Origin of the sequence: Mesorhizobium sp. LjNodule214, from assembly GCF_964252735.1 — a bacterium.
In the GTDB taxonomy this organism is placed as follows: Bacteria; Pseudomonadota; Alphaproteobacteria; order Rhizobiales; family Rhizobiaceae; genus Mesorhizobium.
Window position 1 is genome coordinate 360728 of sequence record NZ_CAXUPE020000002.1, and the last position, 17651, is coordinate 378378.

Annotated in this window: 21 protein-coding genes; 14 read left to right on the forward strand and 7 right to left on the reverse strand. The window is 61.3% G+C overall.

Annotation, left to right across the window (positions count from 1 at the left end; genetic code table 11):
- Positions 1-15 precede the first annotated feature (15 nt).
- The 5 genes from ACSQ3Z_RS15660 to ACSQ3Z_RS15680 all read left to right on the forward strand — a co-directional run bounded on the left by ACSQ3Z_RS15660 (position 16) and on the right by ACSQ3Z_RS15680 (position 4970).
- Positions 16-420, forward strand: a complete 405-nt coding sequence (locus ACSQ3Z_RS15660) for a phage terminase small subunit P27 family (RefSeq protein WP_436172237.1) — start codon at positions 16-18, stop codon at positions 418-420.
- On the forward strand, positions 383-2002 hold the full coding sequence (locus ACSQ3Z_RS15665) for a terminase large subunit (RefSeq protein WP_436172238.1): 1620 nt from the start codon (positions 383-385) through the stop codon (positions 2000-2002). Before ACSQ3Z_RS15660 ends, ACSQ3Z_RS15665 begins: the two co-directional genes overlap by 38 nt.
- Before the next feature lie 20 nt (positions 2003-2022).
- Positions 2023-2385 (forward strand): hypothetical protein, encoded by a 363-nt coding sequence (locus ACSQ3Z_RS15670; RefSeq protein ID WP_436172239.1) that lies wholly within the window; start codon positions 2023-2025, stop codon positions 2383-2385.
- Between the two features lie 442 nt (positions 2386-2827).
- Positions 2828-4270, forward strand: a complete 1443-nt coding sequence (locus tag ACSQ3Z_RS15675) for a LuxR C-terminal-related transcriptional regulator (RefSeq protein WP_436172240.1) — start codon at positions 2828-2830, stop codon at positions 4268-4270.
- Positions 4271-4733: 463 nt separating this feature from the next.
- Positions 4734-4970: a hypothetical protein gene (locus ACSQ3Z_RS15680; protein ID WP_436172241.1), complete on the forward strand. Its 237-nt coding sequence runs from the start codon at positions 4734-4736 to the stop codon at positions 4968-4970.
- Between the two features lie 466 nt (positions 4971-5436).
- Here ACSQ3Z_RS15680 and ACSQ3Z_RS15685 read toward each other — a convergent pair whose 3' ends face one another.
- Positions 5437-5832, reverse strand: a complete 396-nt coding sequence (locus tag ACSQ3Z_RS15685; protein ID WP_436172242.1) for a hypothetical protein — start codon at positions 5830-5832, stop codon at positions 5437-5439.
- Positions 5833-6412: 580 nt separating this feature from the next.
- Between ACSQ3Z_RS15685 and ACSQ3Z_RS15690 the strand changes: the two genes are divergently transcribed.
- Positions 6413-6676, forward strand: coding sequence for a hypothetical protein (locus tag ACSQ3Z_RS15690; protein ID WP_436172243.1), 264 nt, complete (start codon positions 6413-6415; stop codon positions 6674-6676).
- 21 nt (positions 6677-6697) lie between these two features.
- Here ACSQ3Z_RS15690 and ACSQ3Z_RS15695 read toward each other — a convergent pair whose 3' ends face one another.
- Complete coding sequence (locus tag ACSQ3Z_RS15695; protein WP_436172244.1) at positions 6698-7462, reverse strand: hypothetical protein; 765 nt, start codon at positions 7460-7462, stop codon at positions 6698-6700.
- Positions 7463-7920: 458 nt separating this feature from the next.
- Complete coding sequence (locus ACSQ3Z_RS15700) at positions 7921-8931, reverse strand: fatty acid desaturase (protein ID WP_436172245.1); 1011 nt, start codon at positions 8929-8931, stop codon at positions 7921-7923.
- A gap of 228 nt (positions 8932-9159) precedes the next feature.
- Here ACSQ3Z_RS15700 and ACSQ3Z_RS15705 point away from each other — a divergent pair, with 228 nt between their 5' ends.
- Both ACSQ3Z_RS15705 and bmt read left to right on the forward strand, forming a co-directional pair.
- Positions 9160-10002, forward strand: coding sequence for a helix-turn-helix domain-containing protein (locus ACSQ3Z_RS15705; RefSeq protein WP_436172246.1), 843 nt, complete (start codon positions 9160-9162; stop codon positions 10000-10002).
- Positions 10003-10089: 87 nt separating this feature from the next.
- On the forward strand, positions 10090-11106 hold the full coding sequence (gene bmt, locus ACSQ3Z_RS15710) for a betaine--homocysteine S-methyltransferase (RefSeq protein ID WP_436172247.1): 1017 nt from the start codon (positions 10090-10092) through the stop codon (positions 11104-11106).
- 32 nt (positions 11107-11138) lie between these two features.
- Here bmt and ACSQ3Z_RS15715 read toward each other — a convergent pair whose 3' ends face one another.
- From ACSQ3Z_RS15715 to ACSQ3Z_RS15725, 3 genes are all read right to left on the reverse strand, one after another.
- Entirely contained in the window at positions 11139-11321 is a 183-nt protein-coding gene (locus tag ACSQ3Z_RS15715) for a hypothetical protein (RefSeq protein ID WP_436172248.1), read from the reverse strand.
- A 306-nt stretch (positions 11322-11627) separates the two neighbouring features.
- On the reverse strand, positions 11628-13736 hold the full coding sequence (locus tag ACSQ3Z_RS15720) for a vWA domain-containing protein (RefSeq protein WP_436172249.1): 2109 nt from the start codon (positions 13734-13736) through the stop codon (positions 11628-11630).
- 2 nt (positions 13737-13738) lie between these two features.
- On the reverse strand, positions 13739-14299 hold the full coding sequence (locus tag ACSQ3Z_RS15725; RefSeq protein WP_436173916.1) for an RNA polymerase sigma factor: 561 nt from the start codon (positions 14297-14299) through the stop codon (positions 13739-13741).
- A gap of 170 nt (positions 14300-14469) precedes the next feature.
- On the opposite strand from ACSQ3Z_RS15725, the gene ACSQ3Z_RS15730 reads away from it, so the two are divergent.
- The 6 genes from ACSQ3Z_RS15730 to ACSQ3Z_RS15755 all read left to right on the forward strand — a co-directional run bounded on the left by ACSQ3Z_RS15730 (position 14470) and on the right by ACSQ3Z_RS15755 (position 16830).
- Complete coding sequence (locus tag ACSQ3Z_RS15730) at positions 14470-14793, forward strand: ArsR/SmtB family transcription factor (RefSeq protein ID WP_436172250.1); 324 nt, start codon at positions 14470-14472, stop codon at positions 14791-14793.
- Positions 14790-15200 (forward strand): SRPBCC family protein, encoded by a 411-nt coding sequence (locus ACSQ3Z_RS15735; RefSeq protein ID WP_436172251.1) that lies wholly within the window; start codon positions 14790-14792, stop codon positions 15198-15200. The genes ACSQ3Z_RS15730 and ACSQ3Z_RS15735 overlap by 4 nt, the downstream gene beginning before the upstream one ends.
- A gap of 78 nt (positions 15201-15278) precedes the next feature.
- Complete coding sequence (locus ACSQ3Z_RS15740) at positions 15279-15671, forward strand: VOC family protein (protein WP_436172252.1); 393 nt, start codon at positions 15279-15281, stop codon at positions 15669-15671.
- 37 nt (positions 15672-15708) lie between these two features.
- The gene (locus ACSQ3Z_RS15745) at positions 15709-15930 is read left to right on the forward strand and encodes a hypothetical protein (RefSeq protein ID WP_436172253.1); all 222 of its coding nucleotides are present in this window, start codon (positions 15709-15711) and stop codon (positions 15928-15930) included.
- Positions 15931-15938: 8 nt separating this feature from the next.
- Positions 15939-16388 carry a DUF1801 domain-containing protein gene (locus ACSQ3Z_RS15750; RefSeq protein ID WP_436172254.1) on the forward strand — a complete coding sequence of 150 codons (450 nt, stop codon included), beginning with the start codon at positions 15939-15941 and terminating at the stop codon, positions 16386-16388.
- Between the two features lie 34 nt (positions 16389-16422).
- Complete coding sequence (locus ACSQ3Z_RS15755; protein ID WP_436172255.1) at positions 16423-16830, forward strand: DUF1801 domain-containing protein; 408 nt, start codon at positions 16423-16425, stop codon at positions 16828-16830.
- A gap of 24 nt (positions 16831-16854) precedes the next feature.
- On the opposite strand, the gene ACSQ3Z_RS15760 is transcribed toward ACSQ3Z_RS15755, so the two are convergent.
- Positions 16855-17586: a dienelactone hydrolase family protein gene (locus ACSQ3Z_RS15760; RefSeq protein WP_436172256.1), complete on the reverse strand. Its 732-nt coding sequence runs from the start codon at positions 17584-17586 to the stop codon at positions 16855-16857.
- Between the last annotated feature and the right edge of the window lie 65 nt (positions 17587-17651).

Consider the following 17651-nt stretch of genomic DNA (forward strand, 5'->3'; position numbering starts at 1 on the left):
CAGGGAAAACGAACAATGCGTGGGCGAAAAGCAACGGTTACGTCGTTGGACGGTGCGCTATCGAAAGTGCCAGCAGCACCTAAAGACATGCCGGCACGCGCCGCTAAGGAATGGCGCAAGGTGCTCGGCGTGCTGGTGGAGCAGCGAAAGATTGCGGATCATGAGTTGCCCCTTGTCGACGCTTATTGCCGCGTCGTGGCTCACATAGGCGCGTGCGAGGTAGCGATTGCCGAGCACGGATTAACGATGGTCTCGCCGTCCGGTGAGACCAAGCGCCGACCCGAAACCACATTGCTTAAAGAGTACCACGCGACGCTTGCACGTCTCGCGGACGCCCTTGGTTTGGCACCAGCATCAAGGAGCAAAAACAAGGGAGGCGCCATTGGAAACGACGACGCCGACGATCTCGGAGACATTTAATGCGTGGATATTCGATGACAGCCCAATCCCCGACCCGCACGGCAAAGGCGAACGTGCAGTCCGCTTCGTCAAAGCGCTCCGCCACCCCAAGTCAAATCTTCCGGGAAATGCTTTCCAGTTGGACCGCTGGCAGGAGCGCATCATCCGCCGCGTCTACGGCGACACCAAGCCGGACGGCACGCGCCGCATCAAGACCGTCTTCGCATTAATCCCCCGCGGCAATCGTAAGACTACCCTCGGCGCTGCACTAGCCATGCTGCACCTTGGACCCGAGCGCATCCCGCGTAGCCAAGTCGTGTCGGCGGCTGTCGACCGTGACCAGGCGCGCATTGCGCTTGAGGAGATGACCGGTGTCATTCGGGCGCATCCTCGCCTTGAAGAGGCGTTCCAAATTCAGGACACCAAGAACCGCATAACGCACCGTAAGAGCGGCGCGTTCTATCGCGCGATGTCCGCGGATGCAGCCACAGCGCACGGCAGAACGCCTGTGTTCGCTTTGGTCGATGAACTGCATGCCTGGAAAAAGCGAGACCTTTGGGACGCCATTAAGACCGGGCTGGTAAAGACGCCGGGCTCGCTGCTTGTCGTCACTACCACGGCTGGCATTGGTCGCGAAAATATCGCTTACGACATGTACTCCTATGCGCGGCAAGTGGCGTCCGGTGCCATTGAAGATGATGCCTTCTTGCCAATCCTATTCGAGGCCGACAAGGACGAAGACTGGCGCGACGAGGCTGCATGGCACCGTGTGAATCCCGGCCTGTCCTGCAGTCCGCCATACCCTGACATTGACGGCATGCGCCAGATGGTGCGGGAAGCAGAGCACCGGCCAGCCGACCGTGCCATGTTCCAACAACTGCACCTCAACATCTGGCAGGACGGCGCGGCAAATCCCGAATGGGATCTGGGCATTTGGGACGAATGCGCTGGCGACGTGGATCTTACGTCACTGAAGGGCAAGCGTGCATGGCTTGCAGTCGACCTCGCCAAGCGTACCGACCTCTGCGCAGTGGCCGCCACCATCGAGCTTGAGGATGGCAACTATGCCCTGCATGTGCAGTCGTTCGCGCCAGAGGAAGGCATCAGACGGCGAGCGGACAACGACAGTGCTCCTTATTCCCTATGGCGCGACCAAGGCTGGCTTACTGCATGTCCTGGCGACATCGTCGGCCGCGGTATTGTCGAGGATCATATCCGGTTCTTGTGCGGACTTCTCGACGTGCAGGAAGTCGCCTTTGACCAGTATCTGGCGAGGGAGATTATGGAGAATCTCGAGGCGGACGGCATCCCTGTCGCCGCCTTCCCGCAGACATTGGCGAACTTCGCCAAGCCCGTCGATGACTTCGAACAACTGATGCTGACGCGGACTGTTGTGCACGACGGCAACCCCTGTCTCCGGTGGGCAATCGGCAACGTTGTGATGATGGCGGACCAATCGGGCAACCGCAGGCCGAACAAGGCGCGCGCAGCCGACCGGATCGATCCGGCCGTCAGTGCGATTATGTCGAGCGGTCGAGCCGTGGCGGGCGCCTCTGGTCTTAGCATGTACGAGACTGCGGACGAGTCCGCCTTTCACTTCTAAGTCCCTAAAAGGATCCCTCAATGACCACCACCAAACGCGCCGCGGCGCGACCGCGCAACCGTGCCAGTGGTGAAGACCTGACGCTTGGTGCCCGCATTGAACGGCTGGCAACGACCCCCCAAGCGGAAGTTCGCACGCTCTCGGCTGAACTCACGCCGATGACCCGATCCGGACCTTCGTTTCATGAAGTCTTACGTCTTACGACGGACCCTGACTCAATTCAGCCTTTCGAATTGCATATCGTTGGCCTGGAAGGTCATTCATCGAGCCAGTATGGGCGGGAACAGCCGAATTGGCGCGACCCAACGAGCTGGCGTTTGGTCCCATATATCATTCGTTGGACATGGGGGTCATTCGCGATCGTGTCGGGCACGACAGTGTAACCCTGATCGATGAGCTGCAATTTCAGCTCCTCGAGGTGCCGCTTGAAGCCATTCTCGATTTGGGGTCGAGGATACCGCCATCCGTTCCTGCATGCGCGGCTCAGGATATCGGAGTACAACCCAGCGCTGGCAGCTCTCACGGCATTTTCGGAAATCACCTTGCCGTCACTTTGCGTGGCTTCGGACAAGCATGGTCCGGCCGACAAAGCCAATACCAGCGCGGCCAAGATGGATGACTTCGTCATGAATGCCTCCTGCTCCTCGATTGGACCCTGGCGCCAACCGAGGAGAGCCCGCCGATAGACAGAGGCTAGGATCGCTGGCCGCTAAACGGAATCATGCAAATGCAGTGTTTTTGGCCTCGCATCTGTTGTATTTTCGGCCTGCCGCGAGATCCTGGGCTTCTCGGCGACAGCTCGCAGCGGATCGGAGATTTGAGGAGATGCTTCCCGTCGTAGGCAATCCCTTGACCGGCCTGTCGGATCGGGAGCGGATGGTCGCGGCAAAGTTCGCTGAGGGGATGACCTATCGCGAAATCGGCGAGACGCTTTTCATAGCGCCTGCCACCGTTCGGACCCATCTGTCGGCGATCTATCGGAAACTCGACGTTCGCAGCAAAGTGGCGCTTGCAACGTTGCTTGCGGATCACCGCCAGCAGGACCTCGGCCAGGCGCGATCCGAAGGCCTTTCGACGGACGAGTCGGGGCCGCCAGTCGTCGCGGTTCTCCCGTTCGACAATCTAAGCGGAGAAGAACGCTGGACTCGTATCGCCGATGGTTTGTCGGCGGACATCATGGTTGATCTCGCCCGTTTCCGCGACCTTGCCGTGATCGCCCGCCAGACAATGCTTTCTTACAAGGGACGGCGCGATGACGTGCCATCCATCGGACGAGAGTTGAATGCTGACTACGTGATAGAGGGAACCTTGCAAGCGGAGGGGCAGCGGGTGCGCATCTGCGTGCAACTCGTCGACGCCCACACGGGGGTTGATCTCTGGACAGTGCGTTACGATCGGTCAGCGGAGAATCTGTTTGCGATGCTGGACAGCGTGACCGAAAACGTCATCAATGTCCTCGCAACTTGCCACGGCAAGCTCGCCAACCTGCGACGCGATGCAGTGCGTCGGAAGCCTCCAGCAAGTTTGCAGGCCTATGATTGCTACCTGCTTGGCCTTGAGCAGAAGCACCTTTTCACCCGTGCGTCGAACAAGGAGGCTATACGGCTGCTGGCGCGTGCGGTCGAACTCGATCCGGGTCTTGCTAGAGCCTGGACCGCGCTGGCTCTTGGGCATGCTGTGGATGCTTGCAACGGCTTTACAAACGACGTTTCCGCCTCGATCGAGAGCTGGAGCACATGTGTCAAGCAAGCGCTGGCGCTCGATCCGGCCGACATTCACGCACGCATAATGCTTGCTGATCTTCGGGCATTGCAGGGCGATATCGACGCTGCTGTTGAAGAGCATGACCGCGTCTTGGCGGCGGCTCCAAACGACGCTGACTCACTTGCCTTACTTGCGGGAAGTCTGGCTCTTGTTGCTGGCAACCCGAAGCAGGGCTACGAATTGGCCAAGCGAGCGATTCGGCTAAATCCCCATACTCCGTGGTACTTTGGAATGCTGGGGCGTTGCAGCTTCGTCCTTGGCCTCCACCGAGAGTCGCTGGTCGCGCTGCGCCAATCTGCGCCCGACTCCCCTGCCACGCTTCTGTTCGTTGCGATGGCTCATGCTATGCTTGATGAAACGCCTCAGGTCGCCAAGATCACTGCGCGACTGGCGGACGAGTTTCCGGACTTCACCCCCGAGGTGTTCATCAGCACCTATCCGGTCACCAATCCTGTCGCCATTACTGCGATCAGAGAAGGCGCCCGTTGTGCGGGTTTGTCGTAGCTTCATTCCGGATCGACTCTGAAGGGGTTCCTGAGGGCTCGCTCGGGGCCTAGATCCCTATTCGTTGGCACAAGCGGCCAATGTCCGGAACTGGCGCAACGTGCTCGTTCCGGTCAGCGAGACGTACGGCAGGAAACCGCTCTAAGCGGGCTTACGTTTCCGGTACCAAACGCCGAGTTGAGATACCTTTGTCATGAGAGAGTGAACGCTGGCTGGCACGCTTGGTTGCGGTGGGCGGCTTTGTGGCGCCCCGGCAGCCTATGGGGGGACCAGTCGGCCGTCGGGCCTCACCGGCGGGCGGGGGACGTTCGCCGGCTGGGAGTTAATTGTGGTCGACTTCATTAGTTGCAACTAATTTAGTAAAATGATCAGGTTCCGTTCCCCTAGCCGCAAGATTGACCGGACCTGGAGTCGAATCCGGCTTGGCGTCGAAAGGGAGGCAGGGAAACCGGCCTTTGCGCTGATGGCCGATCGGACGACCGGGCGCTACGTCGGCTCGGCTTTCATCACCTTAAACCGGGAGTTGCGCGAGCGCCTCTGGGAGCGCGTTCAGCAGCATGCGGGCACGGCGCCGAAGGGGATGAAGCGGCCGGCAACGCAATGGGTCAGGCCAGGGCTGATCGGCCGCGTGAAGCACCTACGGGGCGAGGAAGGCCTTCGCCATGCCTCGCTGCAGGATTTCTGGGAAGAGCCGGGATAGCGCGGGCTCACACCGCGCCGCTTGGTTACGGCGGTTTGGTCGCCATGACCCTCATCCGCTATAAGCCTCGCTAGATGGTCGCGGCTCATGCCCAAAGTCGATGGGCACAAAGACGCAAGGCGAGCCAGCGCTACCAGCCGTAGAGGATTCTACCACGTTCAGCGGCCCGACGGCCGGGGGCTGGGGGTGGCTTGGGGGTTCGACCGCCGGGCCTAACCGGAAAACGGGGTAGGTTTCGCCGGCTGGCGAACCATAGGCCGCCCTCGCCTTATTGGGCACGTTCCCCACCCTCAAATCGGATGAGCCCTGGCTCGGTTGAACTGATCGCACGTATCGATCACTGTTCGCATAGCAGCATCGGCCTCTAACCGGTGCTGCATGTTGGGGGTGACCCAATCGGCCCGCGCCCCGCTAGCCTTTGAGGGCGCGGGCGCGGCCATAGCCAAACCGGCGACTGCTTTCCGCATTATCCTTTCGGCCAGCCACTCGTGTCGATCGACATCAGGAATTCGAACTCCGAGAGATCGAACTCGCCGTCGGAATCTGCGCGATAGGCGGACTTGCTGCGCGCAACTTCGTCCTGGCCGACGCGAATGATCTCGGGCTGCTCCTCCAAGATGTGGAAAGCCCACCAATAGCCATCTTTGATGGTGGCTGGATCGACCTCCCGACCGTCCAGGCCCCGTTCGCTCGGCCAGCCGCCTGTATCTACGTGTCGAATAAGTTCGAATTCAAAGAGATCGTACGGATCTCCTTCTCCTATGATGCGTTGCGCCTGTTCGCCGCGTACATCGATGATTTCGGGCTGGTCGTCGTCCCGCCGGATGCTGATCGCCCACCAGTAACCACTTTGAACCTCCATACGTTCCTCCATTACATTCCTGAGGCCGCAAACGCCCTTTTTTGCGGGCGGCGAGCCAGGTTGATGTTTTGTGGGAGTTGTGTTGGGCAGCCGTGCTGCTCGTTGTCTACGACGTAAGGGCTCCCCCATCGTCGGTTATCAAGCGGCTAACCAAGGTGCCCGGCGCCGGTTCTCTCAAGGCACGAGACAAACGTATCTGACCAGTTCGGGCAGTCAAGGATCCTGCAGATCAACAGACGGTGGACGAATCGCTTAACGGTTGAATTTGAGTTGCGAAAATCGCGAAACGTCACCAAGGTGGTTACACCCGAACCGGAGACGGCGGTAACCGCCTCCGGCCCGCGGGCATAGCGCCATACATACTGGCACGCGGAGTTTGCGGCACTTGTCTTTGTCAGAGACGCCGCAAACTCCAGCCAGCACCATCCAATCTACAAGGGAAGTGACTCCCGCGCCCGCTGTGGCTGCCCTTTCCCACAAGGTTTTTGTTCCCTGTCCGTTCTAAAACGATAGCGCCAAGTGGCGACAAGGAATATAATCCTCTCCGTTGCGGCGACCCTCAACGGAGATCGCCTGTCTCATGACCATGAAATTCCCCTTCGTCGAGGACACACTAGGCAAGAAACTGCAGATTGGATCAGGGCTTTCCGTCGACTGCTTGACATGCCACCGGCATGTGAAACTCGACGTCAAGGCGCTCGTCGACCGCCTGGGCGAAGACTATGGGTGCCTGCACTGGGATCTGATCAAGGTGCTGTTTTGCCAGCCGTGCCGTGATGCGGGGCGCCCTGATCGCAACCTGACTTTCACCAACCATTCAAGGACGCCAGAGCAGCGGCGTTGATAGGCGCGGCCGCGCCGCGCCTTAATCTGGTTTCCCAGACGGACTGATGGCAAGGCGACGCCCGTTCATATCCAGCGAGACGCCCCCGACTTCCAAAATGTGAAGAGAACCCCCATCCGGTGGGTGGGAGTGCAGCAACGCGTGGAGGCCGGTCAGTCCATCCTGCATATCTGCTGGAAAATCCATCCGCGGAACACCGTGCGGCGATGTCATGGTGGGCGGACTGAACAGCACCTCGCGCACAACCATGCTAACGTTCTCGCCATTGTCCAAATCGAAGAAAAATGTTGGCGTCCCCACCACGCTCAATTTCGGCTCGAGGGACGCGGCTGGCTCTTTGGACATGAAGAAATGGAATTGCGCGGCGTGCTCGTAATTCGTTATGCCAAAAGCAAATAGACCCTTTCCCGGTTTTCCTACTTGCTTACCAAGGGCAAGATGCTTTGCGGGGATAGTGAGCGACAAAACCTCGACGGCGCCTGTTTCTGGCAAAATGGGTTTTTCCCAGACCACGGTTGCGCGCTCATCAATAAACCCTCTGCTGTTGCGTGAGCGAAGGTATTCGACATCATGTCTGTCGAAAGCCAGCCGGAATTTGTGGTCGGCATGGAGGCTTACCTTTTGCGCCTGCTCCAAACCCGTCGGCATAAGGTAGAACGAGTTGCGGTGCGCCCACGCTGACCACACCCACGAATACAAGTCATTCGGGCCATAAACGGTAAAGCGCACGCGCTTGCGTATCGCACTGTCGACCGCATCGCTGATCGCTTGCTTCCCAGAAGTCATAGGTCAGCTACTTCCTCCACCTGGCGGCAGCGCCGCCGCCGTTCTCGGCGATGAGGCGATGAAGATGGCCGGCGCCGCTCGCTGGAGGTTGCCTGAAAAGGCGCCGGCCAGGCGGCATAGGAGTCCACCGCGCTTACAGGTCGTCCTAGCTGAGTCTTTGCCTAACGTCATCTGCTGAGGGCAAAGATAGCGGCCCCGGCACCCCGGCAGCGCCAGCCCGATCGTGAACCCTAGGCCGCCCACCGCGAGCTTGCCGCCAAGGTCAGGGCGCACAGCCGCGCGTACGACAAAAGTACAACATGCCCACGGAAACGGCTCTTTTCCGGGCCTTACGTCCAATCATACATCGGCAAGGCCGCAACGAATTCGCTCATGCCGGGATTGGACCGCTATTGTTGGAAACTGACAAGATCATGGGTGCGAGCCGCCTGGCATCGCCGCCGGCAATGCCGCAAAAATCATTCCTTCGGCGGCTCGGCGGGAACCGGCGCGCTGCCAAGTCCGGAGACACTGCGCGCCCTGATGCGTGGCTTGAACGCCCGGCCCGGCTCAGGCGCGCGCCTGAGCACCGGGTGAACGATCGGCTCCTTGGCCTTGAAGGCATGCGCCTTGAGCAGCGCGAAATAGTTCGGATAGGCATAGCCATTGTTCATCCGAAGCCACTCGTCGCGACGGTCGCGGAACAGCTTCGGCAGCCGGTACCAGGCCACTGTCGGGCTCTTGTGATGGACGAAATGCAGATTGTTGTTGAGGAACAGGAAGGACAGCGGCGACCGTTCGACGATCACCGTGCGTCCCTCGGGATGTTCCGACCACTGGTGTTCGGCATAAGTGCGGATCGAGATCAGCGATTGGCCGAGCCACACCGGCAGCAGAATGTAGAGCCACAGCGGAATGCCGAAGCCGAACTGGACGACCGGCAACACTACGGCGAGGCCGATGGCGTGCAGCAGCCAGGCTTTGCGGATCGCCTTGTCGCCGGCAGCAATCTGCTTGGCATCGTCGATGAAGAAGCCGATACAGGACAGCCAGGGGCCAAGGATAAAACGGCCAACCATGGTGTTGTTGATCTTCAGCAGGAATTTCATCGCCGGCGGCAAGTCGTCGTGGTGCCAGAGCGCCTTGTAATAGCTTTCGGGATCGTCCAGCGGATCGGTCAGCCGCTCGTCTGCATGATGCCGCAGATGAATGGTCTTGAACCGGCGAAATGGCCAGACAAGGCCGGTCGGCAGGAAGACGAAGGCCTCGTTGATCCGTGCGTTGCGCGTCGGATGACCGTGCAACACTTCGTGCATGATTGATGATTGCAGTGCGGCGGTAAAAGCCAGGATGGCGAGGGACAGGATCGGATAGGACGGCCAGACAAGGAAGCCAGCGACGAGCCAGACACTGTAGCAGAAGAAGGTGAGAAACACGGTCGGCCATTCGATGGCCGGTGCACTGCTGCGTTTCTTGTTTATGCTCGTCATGCGATCGACCACTGCCTTTCAGTCGCCGGAACCCCTCTGATTCCTGACAGCATTGTGTCAGGAGTGTCGCGTTGCAGCAACGCGACAATGCGCACAAACTGTTGCGATTGCGCATTTTCAGCCGCATATGTTATGTTTTGTAAACAGCAGCGAGGATTCATTTACGCCTGAGCCCTGATCCCGGCGGCCTCAGAGCAATTTTTTTCTCCCACTTACTGGAGCGAAACTATGGACAAACGTGACCTGTCGACGATCTTCCGCGAGCGCCTGAAAATGCTCTTGACACGGTCCGATCTGAACCAGTCGGCCTTCGCGACCGCGGTCGGCATCGACCGTTCGGCGCTGTCGCAGCTCCTCTCAGGTGCCTCGACCCGCCTGCCCCGTGCCGAGACGCTGCTCAACATCGCCGCCGAGTTCAAAGTGTCGCTGGACTGGCTACTCGGGCTCAGCCAGGACGAGGGCGTCACCGGTGAAATCCGCGAAAGCCTGGAGATCGAGGAGGCGCCCGACGGCTTCGACCGCACGCTGCTCGCCAAATGGCATGCCGAGGCCGCGGGCACCAAGATACGCTATGTGCCTGCGGGCATTCCGGACCTGCTGCGCACCGAAGCGCTGGTCGAGTACGAGGCTGGCATCACCAACAAGAGCCGCGAGGCGCAGGCCGGCGAGACCCAGTACCGCATCGACTACAACCGCCGCCCGGAAACCGACATGGAAGTCTGCATGCCGCGCCACACGCTGGAGATCTTCGCGCGCGGTCTTGGCGTGTGGGATCGCTTCCCCGAGACAGACCGCCGCCAGCAGCTCCTGCATATGGCGACGCTGCTCGACGACCTTTATCCCACCTTCCGACTGTTCCTCTACGACGGGCGTATGCGCTATTCGATCCCCTACACCATTTTCGGGCCCTATCGCGCCGCTATCTATGTCGGCGACATGTATCTGGTGCTGAACGCAACACAGCCGATCCGCACCTTGACCAGCCATTTCGACAATCTGATCCGCGCCGCCGACATCAATGCCCATGAATCGGCTGCCTTCGCGCAAAGGCTGGCCGACATGCGATTTTGATGGCAAGCGGCCTGCTTCTACATTGACGACATATAAAGAGTTCTTTATATCGTTATCTCACAGATATCCCGGAAAGCGTATGTCATCATGACCAATCCGATCGAAGCGCTGCTTGCCGAAAAAGGCGTTCTGCTCGCCGATGGCGCCACCGGCACCAATTTGTTCGCGATGGGGCTCGAGGCCGGCGAGGCGCCGGAACTGCTGAACGAAACCGCGCCCGCCACCATCACCAGCCTGCACCAGAGCTTTGTCGATGCCGGCGCCGATATCATCCTGACCAACTCCTTCGGCGGCACGCGCCACCGGCTGAAGCTGCATCATGCGCAGGACCGGGTGCATGCGCTGAACAAACGCGCCGCCGAGATCGCCCGCGCGGTTGCCGACAAGGCCGGCCGCAAGGTGATCGTCGCCGGCTCGGTCGGCCCGACCGGTGAATTGCTGGTGCCGCTCGGCGCCATGACCTATGACGAGGCGGTCGACGCCTTCGCCGAGCAGATCGAGGGCCTCAAGGCCGGCGGCGCCGAAGTCGCCTGGATCGAGACGATGTCGGCGCCGGACGAAATCCGCGCCGCCGCCGAAGCGGCGATCCGCGTCGGCCTGCCATACACCTATACCGGCTCCTTCGACACCGCCGGCCGCACCATGATGGGCCTGCTGCCGAAGGACATCCACGGCGTCGTCGATGGACTTTCGCAAAGCCCGCTTGGCGTTGGCGCCAATTGCGGTGTCGGCGCGTCCGACATCCTGGCGTCGCTGCTCGACATGACCGAGGCGAAGCCGGAGGCAACGGTGATCGTCAAGGGCAATTGCGGCATCCCGGAATTCCGCGGCACCGAGATCCACTATTCCGGCACGCCGGAGCTGATGGCCGACTATGTCCGGCTCGCCGTCGATGCCGGCGCAAAGATCGTCGGCGGTTGCTGCGGCACCTCGTTCCAGCACCTTGCCGCCATGCGCAAGGCGCTGGACGCGCACACCAAGGCGGATCGGCCGACCGTCGAGACGATCGTCGAGCGCATCGGCCCAATGCGCAACAAGGTGGCGACGGCAAACACCGCCGAGACCAGCGAAGCCCGCCGCGAACGCCGTCGCGGCCGGGCCTGACCCGATCTCGATCCGACCGTTTTCTGTTTCGGCTATTCGCTGTTTTCGGCGTAGCTTGACTGGGCCGACTTGAAGTCCGTCCCGGCCGCATCGCTGCGCATTGTCATCAGGGCTCCCGACGACTGTGGGTCGCTGATCTGCTCCAGCATGACCCGGAAGCGATCATTGTTCAGCGCCGACTTCGCCGTGTTACGCGCCGCATCGACGTCGTCCATGATGCGTCTGGCTTCCGGCGAAGGCGCCTGCGACGCGGTCGACTGAACGTCCCGTGCAGCAGGCATTGAAGTCGCCATGTCTCTGATCAGCAATTCCGGCCCCCACAAGCCCGTACATTAGCCCTGCATAACAAGAGGGGATTGCGATCCTGTTCCGGAAAAGCCGCGCAATTTAACGATTGCCGGCAGCGCCAGTCGAAAAAAGGCCGGCAAGGGAAGAACCCCCGCCGGCCTGCCTCACCCGCCCGTAGGCCGGCTCCCCCTATCAGAACGATCCCGTCTGAATGGAACCGGCCGTCATTGCCACTACCGGTTACCGCCCAGCGCCGAGGCAAGGCGCACAAGCGACAGGAATTCCGACCTGTACCCAAAAGGGTCGGCTCCTCGGGCGGCGGTGGCAATCTCCATGATCTTGTCGTAGCCGAACTTCGCGGTGGCATCCTCGTCGCGCAGCTTCTGGCCGAAGGCGGCGACCGCCACGGAGAAGCGCTGGTCGGTGCCGGCCTGGTCGAAGGACGCAACCTCGTTGGCGGACGTCACCGGCGTCGTGATCAGCTTCGAAACGTCCTCGTTGGGCAGCTTGTAGCGGATCTTGACGAAGGCATATTCGTCCGCATTGGCGACACCGCCATTGTTCACCGTTGCCTGGCCGTAGCGCAGCGGGTCGATCTGCTCGCCGCCGCTGCCTTTCGGCGTGATCTCGTAGATCGCCGTCACCGAATGGCCGGAGCCGATATCGCCGGCATCGACGCGGTCGTTGTTGAAATCCTCGCGGCTAAGCGCCCGGGTTTCATAACCGATCAGCCGGTATTCCGAGACCTTGTTCGGGTTGAACTCGACCTGGATCTTCACGTCCTTGGCGATGGTGAACAGCGTCGAGGATGCATCCTCGACCAAGACCTTCTCGGCCTCGGCGAGCGTGTCGATATAGGCAGCGGTGCCGTTACCGTTCTGGGCGATGGTCTGCATCATCTGATCGTTCAAATTGCCGCGGCCGAAGCCGAACACCGACAGGAAGACGCCGGTCTTGCGCTCCTGCTCGATCAATCGCTTCAGGTCGTCGTCATCTGTCTGCCCGACATTGAAGTCGCCGTCTGTGGCGAGCATCACACGGTTGATGCCGTCCTTGACGAAGGACTTTTGCGCCAGCCTGTAGGCTTCCTTGATGCCCGCCTCGCCCGCTGTGCTGCCGCCGGGCGTCAAGGTGTCGATGGCCTGAAGGATCTTGTCCTTCTCGACAACCTTGGTCGGCTCCAGGACGGTGCCGGCTTCGCCCGCATAGGTCACGATCGAGACCGTGTCGTCGGGCTTCAGCTTGTTGACGAGGAGCCTGAAGGCCGACTGCAAAAGCGGCAGCTTGTCCTGCTCGTTCATCGAGCCCGACACGTCGATCAGGAACACCAGATTGGCCTTGGGCTGCTCGACCTGCTTGACGTCAAAGCCCTTGATGGCGACGTGCATCAGCTTGGTGTGCCCGTTCCACGGCGTCGGCATGACGCTGACGGTCGAGTTGAACGGCGTCGATGCAGAGTCCGGCCCCTTCCAGTCGTAGGGGAAGTAGTTGACCATCTCCTCGACGCGCACCGTATCGGCCTGCGGCAGGTACCCTTCCTTCAGCGAGCGCCGCACGAACGAATAAGAGGCGGTGTCGACGTCGATCGAGAAGGTCGAAACCGGATCCTCGAGTGCGGCATGCACCGGATTGGTCTTGAAGTCCTCGACACGATCGTTGTTTTCCTGTTGCGGCAGCAACTGGTCTACGGGCGCGGTCGAAGGCTGCACCATCAGCTTGGATTCGGCCGCCGTGCCGGGCATGCGGCCCCGCGCGGCATCCGCGGGGGCTGCAGCGCCGCCGTCCAGCGCAACCACGCCGTTGGCCGTCGGCGCGGGCGCCGGCTCGGTGCGTTGAAGCGCGTCCTGCCGCACCGGGCCACCCACTTCCTGCGCTTCGGATTTCGGCGGCGAAGCCGGCGCGACCAGTGCTTCCGCGGCGTCGCGGCTTTCGCTGTCGGTGTCCTTCTTCAGCTTGTCGGCCTCGGCAGGCACCGACTTGACCGTCGCCGGCCCGTTGGTCGCTGGTTTGTCGGCCAGCGTTTCGGTGATCTTCTCGTCGCCGGCGAATGTCGATGGTTGTTCCCTCAGCATATGGAAAGTGGCGTATCCAGCGATCGGCAGGGCGACGAGCCCGGCAATGGCCGGCGTGGCGATGAGTTTCTTTTGCATGATCTCTCTCCAGAGCTTTTGTGCTCGCTCTGTGAGACGAAGCCCGCCAACCGATCCTTGGGCGGGGGCAAAAGTTTTTTCTTCGAGGTCATAGGCGCGCATGGCGGCCGCGAAGGCGCGCGCCTTGGCATCCTCGCTGGGTGCCGGTGCTGCGATGTCGCGCAGCCTCTCGAGTTCGTTGTCGTCGACCATGGTCACACTTCCCCGGCTGAACGCATCAACGTCTTCAGCCGTTTCTTCGCTTCATGGATGTGCCAGGAAACCGTCGTCTCCGAGATCGCCATCGCCTCGGCGGCGGCCGCGTGGCTCAAGCCTTCGCCATAGACCAGAAGCACCGCGTCGCGCTGCTTGTCCGGCAGCTTGCGCACCGCCGTCCACAGCGCCTCGGCCGGATCCTCCGGCTCGGCTTCGGCCTCGCCCGAGATCAGCGCGTGCACCCCATAGGCTTCGGTCTTGGCGGTGTCGCGGGCGGTCTTGCGCATCATGTCACGCGCCGCGTTCAGCGTCATGGTGTAGAGCCATGTCGTGAAGGCGCCGCGGCCATGATAGTCGCGGATCGCGCGGCCGAGCCTGACACAGACTTCCTGGGCGATGTCCTCGGCGTCGGCCTTCCTGCCGCACCAGCGATAGGCGGCGCGATAGACGAAGCCGTAGTGCCTTTCGAGCAATTTGCCGAAAGCACCTCTGTCTCCGCCCTTCGCCCGCCCGATCAACTCGGCGTCGGAGGCTTCGCTTTCGTCGAGCATCATCGCCATCATTTGCCTGTTGGACGCAGGCTAATGGCGATTCCTTGGGGTGATGGAAAGATTTTTTTCGGAAAGCGATCGGATCGTGTCCGTGGCCATCCCAGAGCAGGTTCCGGCTTGACTCATCCATATCCCGACAGTTATACGTCAATCAATAGCCAGAAGGTTATCGATCCCAGATGCCGAACGCTCACGATGTGCTCTTCAGAACCCTCGCCGATCCGACACGGCGCGCTATATTCGAGCGCCTGTGCCGGGAAGGCGAGCAGACGGTCGGGGCACTGACATCCCAGTCCGGGGTCTCGCAGCCGGCCGTCTCAAAGCATCTCGGCGTTCTGAGGCAAGCAGGCCTGGTGCGCGACCGCCATGAAGGACGACAGACCCATTATAGCGCGCAGCTCGGCGCGCTTTCCCCGCTGATCGACTGGACAAACCGGATGGCCGGGTTCTGGGAAACCCGGTTCGACGACCTCGAGGATCTGCTTAAAAGAATGGACCAATGACCAATACTGCGACCGAAACCCGCGCCGTCATTGTCGAACGTGAAATCCCTTTTCCGCCGGAAAAGATCTGGCGCGCGCTCACCCAACCGCACCTTATCGAGGAGTGGCTCATGAAGAACAGCTTCAAGCCAGTCGTGGACCACCGTTTCAGTCTTAGCGCAGACTGGGGCGCCGTTGACTGCCAGGTCCAGACAGTCGAGCCCAACAAGACGTTGTCCTACACGTGGGACACCAAGGATCTCGAGAGCGTGGTCACCTGGACGCTCACGCCCACGAGCACGGGGACACGCCTGCGCATGGAGCAGACGGGCTTCCGGCCGGATCAACGGCCATATTACCAGGGCGCCACGGTCGGGTGGCAGAGGTTCTTTGCAGCCCTGGAGCAGGTCCTCGCCCGGCTGGACTGAAATCTGCCGGCGCAACTCAGACCACGCCCGTGTTCAACCAAGCGGTACACCGCTCACGAGAGCAATGGAGGAAAGACGATGAAGATCAAGCTGACCAGCGTCTACGTAGACGACCAGGAAAAAGCTTTGGGCTTCTACACCGACGTGTTGGGCCTTACCAAGAAAGCCGATTTCAGCAATGGGCCGTTTCGCTGGCTGACTGTGGCCTCGCCCGACGAGCTTGAAGGAACCGAGCTGCAGTTGGCGCTCAACGACAACCCGGCAGCCATGGCCTACCAGCAAGCCAAATTCAAGCAGGGCCAGCCCGCGGTGATGTTCTTTACCGACGACATCAAGGGCGACGACGAGCGCATCAAGGGGCGCGGCGCGGGTTTCGCCATGCCGCCGACCGAGGTCACCGGCTCGACCATCGCCCAGTTGAACGACACCTGCGGCAATCTCGTCCAGATCACCCAGCTGGCGCACTGGTAGGCGGGCCCGACGTTCGTTTCTTTCAGAGGAGGTCGCATTGAACTTTAGCAAGTGGATTCGCCAGATTCACCGCTGGCTGTCGATCATCTTTACGGTGACCGTCATCGCCAACTTCGTCGCCATGGCAATAGGGGAGCCTCCCGCCTGGGTGGTCTATTCGCCGCTCCTGCCGCTCTTCCTGATGCTGTTGTCTGGCCTGTACATGTTCGTGCTGCCATATGTCGCCAGGTCGCGCGACGAGCAACGCGCGGGCGGATAGGAGGCACGATGGCCAAGGCGCACGGGAAATCGACGCTTCCCGAGCAGGTCGCCACGAAGCCGGCCCTGCTTTCGGGCGGCAATCCGCAGATCGCGAAGGCCTATGGCGACGCCCCCGTGCAGGCCTACATCGCGGCCATGCCGGGCTGGAAAAGCGACGTCGGGCGCCGTCTCGATGCGCTCATCGAGCGCACCGTTCCCGGCGTGCACAAGGCAGTCAAATGGAACTCGCCGCTCTATGGCATCGATGGCCAGGGCTGGTTCCTCGGTCTCCATTGCTTCACGAAATACGTCAAGGTGGCCTTCTTCCGTGGCGCGTCGCTACATCCTGTTCCGCCTGGTGCCTCCAAGACCAAGGACACGCGCTACCTCGACATCCATGAGGACGACGAGCTCGACGAAGCCCAGTTCACCGCCTGGGTGAAGCAAGCCAGCCAATTGCCCGGCGAACGAATGTGAGCGGCACGACAACAAAGGAGGAAACGACGACACCATGAAGAAGAGCGGCTCGACGGAAGGAACCGGAGGGAAATCTCCCTCCCAGCTCATCGAAACGAGAATCATCGAGCTGGGCGACTGGCGAGGCGAGACGCTCGCCAGGCTGCGAACGCTCATCAAGCAGGCCGATCCCGAAGTGGTCGAGGAATGGAAATGGCGGGGCGTTCCGGTGTGGGAGCACGCCGGCATGATCTGCACCGGCGAGACCTACAAGGCTGTCGTCAAGATGACCTTCGCCAAGGGCGCCTCGTTGGAAGACCCATCCGGTCTCTTCAACTCCAGCCTCGAAGGCAACACCAGGCGCGCCATCGACTTCCATGAAGGCGAGACGATCAACGAGGAAGCACTGAAGGCGCTCATCCGCGCCGCAGTGGCCTTGAACACGTCGGTGCGAGCGCGGTGAGACAGGCCGCGCGCGATAGCGCGACTAGGCAAGGGTCTCCGCAAACAGCGTTGTCAGCCGCTTCCAGTGGCGCTCGGCGCCGGCAGCATCATAGACGCTATGGTCCGGAACGCACCAGCCATGCGCCATGCCGACATAGTTCTCGATGACATGGTCGACTTCCGCCACCCGCAGCGCCTCGACCAGCCGCGCCGACTGTTCCGGCGGGAAGCTGCGGTCGATGCCGGATGTGCCGACATAGACACGCGCCTCGATCGACGCCGCCTTGCGGTGCGGGCTGTCGGCGGCATCGCTGGCCAGATTGCCGCCATGGAAACTGGCCGCGGCAGCGATGCGGTCCGGATAGGTCGCCGCCGCGTTCAGCGCTCGCGCGCCGCCCATGCAATAGCCGACAACGCCTATTGGTCCTGTGACGTCCTCGGCGGCCAGCGCATCGAGAAACGCGCCACCGTCGCGGATGGTCATGTCTTGCGTCGTCCCACCGCTCAACGCCGACAGCGCAGCGTTGCTCTTTTCCTCGCCAAAAGCCGTCTTGGGGTCGAAAGGGCCATAGGGCACATTGCGATAGAAGAGATCGGGCACCAGCACGGCATAGCCATGCCCGGTGAGGCGCTCGGCCATCTGGTCGAGCGCCGGACGCGGGCCGAAGACATCCATATAGAGGATGACGCCGGCTTTGGCTGGAGCCGCCGGGCGAAACAGCCCCGCTCCGGCCGTGCCGTCCTGTGTCTTGATCTCAATGTCCTGCTTCGCCATCACGGGCTCCGTTGCCTTGTTGCGCGATACATATCCGCGCGGGCCTTCACGGCAAGTCGTAAGCT

Coding starts and splice junctions, on each gene's coding strand:
- ACSQ3Z_RS15660 (WP_436172237.1), top strand. CDS start 16: ATGCGTGGGCGAAAAGCAACGGTTACGTCGTTGGACGGTGCGCTATCG.
- ACSQ3Z_RS15670 (WP_436172239.1), top strand. CDS start 2,023: ATGACCACCACCAAACGCGCCGCGGCGCGACCGCGCAACCGTGCCAGT.
- ACSQ3Z_RS15675 (WP_436172240.1), top strand. CDS start 2,828: ATGCTTCCCGTCGTAGGCAATCCCTTGACCGGCCTGTCGGATCGGGAG.
- ACSQ3Z_RS15680 (WP_436172241.1), top strand. CDS start 4,734: ATGGCCGATCGGACGACCGGGCGCTACGTCGGCTCGGCTTTCATCACC.
- ACSQ3Z_RS15685 (WP_436172242.1), bottom strand. CDS start 5,832: ATGGAGGTTCAAAGTGGTTACTGGTGGGCGATCAGCATCCGGCGGGAC.
- ACSQ3Z_RS15690 (WP_436172243.1), top strand. CDS start 6,413: ATGACCATGAAATTCCCCTTCGTCGAGGACACACTAGGCAAGAAACTG.
- ACSQ3Z_RS15695 (WP_436172244.1), bottom strand. CDS start 7,462: ATGACTTCTGGGAAGCAAGCGATCAGCGATGCGGTCGACAGTGCGATA.
- ACSQ3Z_RS15700 (WP_436172245.1), bottom strand. CDS start 8,931: ATGACGAGCATAAACAAGAAACGCAGCAGTGCACCGGCCATCGAATGG.
- ACSQ3Z_RS15705 (WP_436172246.1), top strand. CDS start 9,160: ATGGACAAACGTGACCTGTCGACGATCTTCCGCGAGCGCCTGAAAATG.
- bmt (WP_436172247.1), top strand. CDS start 10,090: ATGACCAATCCGATCGAAGCGCTGCTTGCCGAAAAAGGCGTTCTGCTC.
- ACSQ3Z_RS15715 (WP_436172248.1), bottom strand. CDS start 11,321: ATGGACGACGTCGATGCGGCGCGTAACACGGCGAAGTCGGCGCTGAAC.
- ACSQ3Z_RS15720 (WP_436172249.1), bottom strand. CDS start 13,736: ATGGTCGACGACAACGAACTCGAGAGGCTGCGCGACATCGCAGCACCG.
- ACSQ3Z_RS15725 (WP_436173916.1), bottom strand. CDS start 14,299: ATGGCGATGATGCTCGACGAAAGCGAAGCCTCCGACGCCGAGTTGATC.
- ACSQ3Z_RS15730 (WP_436172250.1), top strand. CDS start 14,470: ATGCCGAACGCTCACGATGTGCTCTTCAGAACCCTCGCCGATCCGACA.
- ACSQ3Z_RS15735 (WP_436172251.1), top strand. CDS start 14,790: ATGACCAATACTGCGACCGAAACCCGCGCCGTCATTGTCGAACGTGAA.
- ACSQ3Z_RS15740 (WP_436172252.1), top strand. CDS start 15,279: ATGAAGATCAAGCTGACCAGCGTCTACGTAGACGACCAGGAAAAAGCT.
- ACSQ3Z_RS15750 (WP_436172254.1), top strand. CDS start 15,939: ATGGCCAAGGCGCACGGGAAATCGACGCTTCCCGAGCAGGTCGCCACG.
- ACSQ3Z_RS15755 (WP_436172255.1), top strand. CDS start 16,423: ATGAAGAAGAGCGGCTCGACGGAAGGAACCGGAGGGAAATCTCCCTCC.
- ACSQ3Z_RS15760 (WP_436172256.1), bottom strand. CDS start 17,586: ATGGCGAAGCAGGACATTGAGATCAAGACACAGGACGGCACGGCCGGA.